The organism is Oleiphilus sp. HI0079 (assembly GCF_001635105.1).
Genome location: NZ_LWFT01000590.1, coordinates 1 through 5669 on the forward strand (window position 1 = coordinate 1; position 5669 = coordinate 5669).

Annotated in this window: 4 protein-coding genes; all 4 read left to right on the forward strand. The window is 48.1% G+C overall.

Annotated features, from left to right (window positions below):
* Positions 1 to 1167, forward strand: a 1167-nt coding sequence (purF, locus tag A3750_RS10070; protein ID WP_068548226.1) for an amidophosphoribosyltransferase, incomplete at its 5' end; no start/stop codon positions are given.
* 23 nt (positions 1168 to 1190) lie between these two features.
* Positions 1191 to 2420, forward strand: a complete 1230-nt coding sequence (locus A3750_RS10075) for an O-succinylhomoserine sulfhydrylase (protein ID WP_068522547.1) — start codon at positions 1191 to 1193, stop codon at positions 2418 to 2420.
* Positions 2421 to 2573: 153 nt separating this feature from the next.
* Entirely contained in the window at positions 2574 to 5177 is a 2604-nt protein-coding gene (locus tag A3750_RS27310) for a DNA translocase FtsK (RefSeq protein WP_369819934.1), read from the forward strand.
* Positions 5178 to 5271: 94 nt separating this feature from the next.
* The coding region (locus A3750_RS10085) for an outer-membrane lipoprotein carrier protein LolA (protein ID WP_197474989.1) at positions 5272 to 5669 on the forward strand (398 nt) is incomplete at its 3' end.

The following is a 5669-nucleotide window of genomic DNA, read 5'->3' on the forward strand; positions in this document are numbered from 1 at the left end:
GATCTTCGGCATATCAATACAAACTCAGATTCTGAGGTACTGCTGAATGTTTTGGCGAATGAGCTGCAAAAGCAGGGCAAGTTAATCCCCACAGAAATTGAGATTTTTGAAGCGGTTAAACAGGTGCATAAGCGGGTCAAGGGCGCATATGCCGTGATCGCGATGATCACCGGTTATGGGGTTTTGGCTTTTCGCGATCCTTTTGGCATTCGGCCCGCGTGTTTCGGTAAACGCGAGACCGAGAAGGGCACGGAGTATATGGTTGCCTCGGAAAGTGTTGCTCTAGATGCAGCTGGCTTTGAAATCGTCCGTGATATTGAGCCGGGAGAGGCCGTTTATATACAAAACAGCGGGGAGCTTCATACGCAGCAGTGCGCTGAGTCGCCTCGTTTGAATCCTTGTATTTTCGAGCATGTATATTTTGCCCGCCCTGACTCTATGATCGATGATATTTCGGTTTATAAAGCGCGTTTGCGAATGGGAACGACGCTCGCAAAAAAAGTACTCGCACTGCGTCCGGATCATGATATCGATGTGGTTATCCCTATCCCTGATACGAGTCGGACAAGCGCGATGGAAATGGCGAATGAGTTGGGCGTGAAGTATCGAGAAGGCTTTATTAAGAATCGCTACATTGGGCGGACCTTCATCATGCCAGGCCAAAGTCAGCGCAAAAAATCAGTTCGCCAGAAGCTCAACCCCATCGGCCCGGAATTTCAAGGCAAGAACGTTATGTTGGTGGATGATTCGATTGTTCGCGGCACTACTTGTAACGAAATTATCCAGATGGCTCGTGACGCTGGTGCCAAACGTGTTTATTTTGCGTCGGCCGCGCCTGCTGTTCGTTATCCAAATGTCTATGGTATCGATATGCCCGCGGCCAATGAGCTGATTGCGCATGAAAGGACAGAGGACGAGATTGCTCAGTTGATCGGCGCTGACTGGCTGGTTTATCAAGATCTCGAAGATTTGGTTGATGCTGTCAAAGAGTGTAATCCGGGAATCGAGCAATTTGATTGTTCTGTGTTCGACGGGCATTACGTGACGGGAGACATTGACGCGGACTATCTTGATCGACTTGAAAGAAGCAGAAATGATGCGAGTAAAACCGAAGATGAGAGTATACTTGAAGGCGAAGAGCAGTTGAGTCTGCACAACGCCGACTAGTCCGAGTTTTCTGAGATTTATTCATGCCAAAAAGCAAAACAGTTAATGCCTCTATTCCAGTTTCAAATCTAGACGGGCTTTCGATCGAAACTCTGGCGATTCGCGCCGGACAGATTCGTAGTCCCGAGTTAGAGCATAGTGAGGCAATTTTCCCTACCTCTAGTTTTGTCTTTAACTCCGCTGAGGAGGCGGCGCAGAGGTTCTCTGGTGAATTGGAGGGCAATGTATACGCCCGCTTCACAAATCCAACTGTAAGCATGTTGGAAGCTCGGATTGCTGCCTTGGAAGGTGGAGAGCGAGCTGTCGCAGCGGCGTCTGGTATGGCTGCCATTATGTCGACATTTTTTGCGCTCTTGAAACAAGGCGATCACATCCTCTGTTCGAGAAGTGTCTTTGGTACGACGACTGTTTTTCTCGAAAAGTTTCTTTTGAAGTTCGGTGTAGACGTCGAATTTGTTGATCTCTGTGACTACGATTCTTGGGGTTCCGCGCTGCGTGAGAACACGCGTTTAGTCTTTGTGGAAACCCCGTCTAATCCATTGTGTGAGGTGGTGGATCTTCGTCGTTTGAGAGGAATTATCGATCAGCAAGAGCGCGAGCAGGACTGCCTTTTCATTGTGGATAATTGTTTTTGTACGCCGGCGCTTCAGCAGCCCTTGGCTTTAGGTGCGGACGTTGTTATTCATTCGGCGACGAAATACATCGATGGTCAAGGTCGTTGTCTGGGTGGTCTGGTTGTCGGTAGTGAACAGGTGATGTCGGAGGTGCATGGTTTCATGCGTTCCGCTGGACCAGCAATGAGTCCTTTTAATGCTTGGGTATTTTTGAAAGGGCTTGAAACGCTGAATTTGCGTATGAAAGCGCATAGTGAAAATGCGTTGCAGGTAGCGAAATGGTTGGAGCAGCAGCCTCAAGTTGAGACAGTGTTTTATGCCGGGCTTGAATCTCACCCTTATTATGAGCTGGCCAAGCAACAGCAGTCTGGTGCGAGTGGCGTACTATCGTTTCGGGTAGTAGGTGGGCGAAGTGAGGCTTGGGCTGTTATTGATGGTACGGAGTTTATTTCGCTGACGGCAAATCTCGGTGATGCAAAAACCACTATCACGCATCCGGCGACTACGACGCATGGCCGTTTGTCGGATGAGGAAAAAGAAAGAGCGGGAATTAGCGAAAACCTGATCCGTGTTTCAGTTGGTCTCGAAAATCCTCAAGATATTATTTCTGACCTCGAGAAAGGCTTGGCGTCACTCTGACGCTAAGCGTACTTATTTTAATTACTTTTCTTTATATTTCAGATAATTAAAGTTAATTCTTAAATCCTTTTNTATACTATTGGTTAGTCTCGCCCGAAATGCGCCCGTTTTGAGTGGTTTCGAGCATGCTTCAGTATATGAAAGGTGAGCGTTTTGAATGCAAATACAATCTTGGGCCAGAAAACAACTTTGAGTCAGAAAAAAGCATTGAGCCAAAGCACGACTGCGACACCATCTGACCAAAAGTTTCATGCCTACATATCGCAAGGTATACGCGAGGGCGCGTTAATTCTAACAGTTGCTCTGTGTGCTTTTTTGTTGATGGCGCTCATTTCTCATAATAGTAGCGATCCAAGCTGGACGAGTACGGGTACTAACGCCACGCCACTCAATTACGGTGGAAAAGCCGGAGCATGGCTCTCAGATATTCTTCTCTATTTCTTCGGTAATGTTGCTTACTTATTTCCTGTTTTAATCGGCTTTCGTGCCTGTTTGATTTTCAAGTATCGAAAAGAAGTGCGAGAGGTCTACTGGCCTTTGGTTAGCATTCGTGTGATCGGCTTTATTGTTACTATGATGGGAGCAACTGGATTGCTCGCTATGTATCAAATTCATGGCTTGGAAGAGCACGCAGGCGGTATCTTGGGGCGTGAATTTTCCACTTTGATGCTGAACACGTTTAATACCCTAGGCAGTACGTTGCTGCTAGTCTCGATGTTGCTTTTTGGTCTAACCGTCTTTACCGGCATATCTTGGCTTGGCTTGATGGATCGTACAGGCGCGTTGACCATTTCGATTGCACGTATTGTTGCCAAAGCATCTCAGCGAAGTTACTCATTTCTTCTTCACCACATTGAAGTTCGGCGAGACCTTCGCGCTGAGCGAAAGGCTGAGCAAGATAAGTTAAAACAGCATGAGATGCCTTTGTCGAAGAATGCATCGACGACGGAGAAAAGCAAAAGCGAATACGCTGAAGGGTCAAGCAAGCTTAAAAAAGCATTGTCAGCGGTCACCCAACCTCTTAAGCGAGAAGACAATAGTGAGGAGCTTGTATTAGACGGAAGAAAAGAGCCGCAGCTTGAGGGTGCATCGAAGGTAGTGATTAAACAAGCAGCGAAGCCTGCCCAGCCATCGGCTTCAAAGGATGAGAGTGCTAAGCCTGGCATCAAAATTTCTCCGTTTGTTAAGAAGAGCAAGCAGGGTAAGCGCCTGGAAGAGGAGCAGCAGGGCAGTTTATTTATTGGTCAAGAGTCGACGTTGCCATCGCTCACCTTGCTCGATCCCGCAGAGACGAACAAAAAGGATGGCTACTCTCCTGAAGATCTCGAGAATATGTCTCGTTTGCTAGAGGTGAAGCTGGCCGACTTTGGCGTGAGTGCAGAGGTAGTCGAGGTCAATCCTGGGCCTGTAATTACGCGTTTTGAGGTGCAACCTGCCGCAGGCGTTAAAGTCAGTAAAATTAGTAATCTCGCCAAAGATTTGGCGCGCTCGCTTGCAGTAATGAGTGTTCGGGTTGTTGAGGTAATTCCAGGTAAATCCGTCATTGGTATTGAGATACCGAATGAACATCGCGAAATAGTGCGCTTTAGCGAGGTGCTGACGTCAAAAGATTATGATGACGCGCCGTCTCCTCTGTCTCTTGGGCTGGGTAATGATATTGCCGGTGATCCGGTCGTTGCCGATCTGGCGAAAATGCCACACCTGTTAGTAGCGGGTACTACAGGATCGGGTAAGTCTGTTGGGGTAAATAGTATGATTTTGAGCATGCTATTCAAGTCTACCCCGGACGAAGTGCGTTTTATCATGGTCGATCCGAAGATGCTCGAGCTCTCCATCTATGATGGCATTCCGCATTTGTTGACGCCCGTTGTGACTGACATGAAAGAGGCGGCAAACGCCTTGCGCTGGTGCGTGGCTGAGATGGAGCGACGTTACAAGCTAATGGCCTCCTTAGGAGTGCGAAATATCGCTGGCTACAACCGTAAGGTGAAAGCCGCTGAAGAAGCTGGAGAGCCTTTACTTGATCCTTTGTGGCAGCCTGAGGAGCACCTGCTGAATGAAGAGCAGGAGCGACCTGCGCTTGAAACATTGCCATTTATTGTCGTCGTCATTGACGAGTTTGCCGACATGATGATGATTGTCGGTAAGAAAGTTGAGGAGCTAATTGCAAGGATTGCGCAGAAAGCGCGTGCTGCAGGTATTCATCTTATTCTAGCAACGCAGCGACCATCCGTTGATGTGATTACCGGTTTGATCAAGGCCAACGTGCCAACGCGAATTTCCTTCCAGGTCTCTTCGAAAATTGATTCTCGAACGGTTTTGGATCAGGGCGGTGCAGAGCAGTTGCTGGGTCATGGGGACATGCTTTATATGCCTCCGGGAACCAGTGTTCCGGTTCGGGTTCATGGAGCCTTCGTTGATGACCATGAAGTGCATAAAGTGGTTGCCGATTGGAAGCAGCGTGGCCAGCCGAACTACCTTGAAGAGGTTCTCACTGGAGGCGAATCTAACGATCCTGTTGCAGCAGCGTTTGCCGATGGCGGTGGAGACAGTGAGCAAGATCCTTTGTTCGACGAGGCTGTCGCTTTTGTAACGAAAGCCCGACGGGTGTCTATTTCATCTGTTCAGCGTAAACTCAAAATTGGTTACAACCGCTCAGCGAATCTGGTTGAAGCCATGGAACAGGCAGGGGTTGTTAGCGAAGCGGGTCATAACGGTTCTCGTGAAGTACTTGCTCCGCCGCCGCCCGAGGATTAAGCGCTTCGCTTACCAAGCCTTAAACTTTTTCTGTTTTCCTCTATGATATGCTGCTCACTCTTAACTGTAACTCTTAAGAGTGAGCGCGCTTTCTATGCCCAGAATTTTCCGTACGATACTTCTTTTTTCTGCCGTTTGTATCTCGGTATTGTCCTCAACAGACGTCTTTTCTGACGAGCGACTTGCCCTTGATAAGCTCGTTGACTTGCTCTCTTCATCTCGAGACATTCAAGGTGATTTCGTGCAATTTATGGTGGATTCAAAAGGTACGCGCGTACAGGAAACAAAAGGCTCGTTCAAAGCAAAGAAGCCTGACTATTTTTACTGGGAAACCAAGGCGCCATTGGCGCAGCAGATTTTTGTCTATGACGGTGAAATAACGGTCTATGATCCTGATCTCGAGCAAGCAAGTGTGCAGGTTTTAGGTGATGACTTTTCGGCCACTCCAGCGCTTTTGTTTAACGGGGATGCGCAAGGTATCGCCCGGGAATT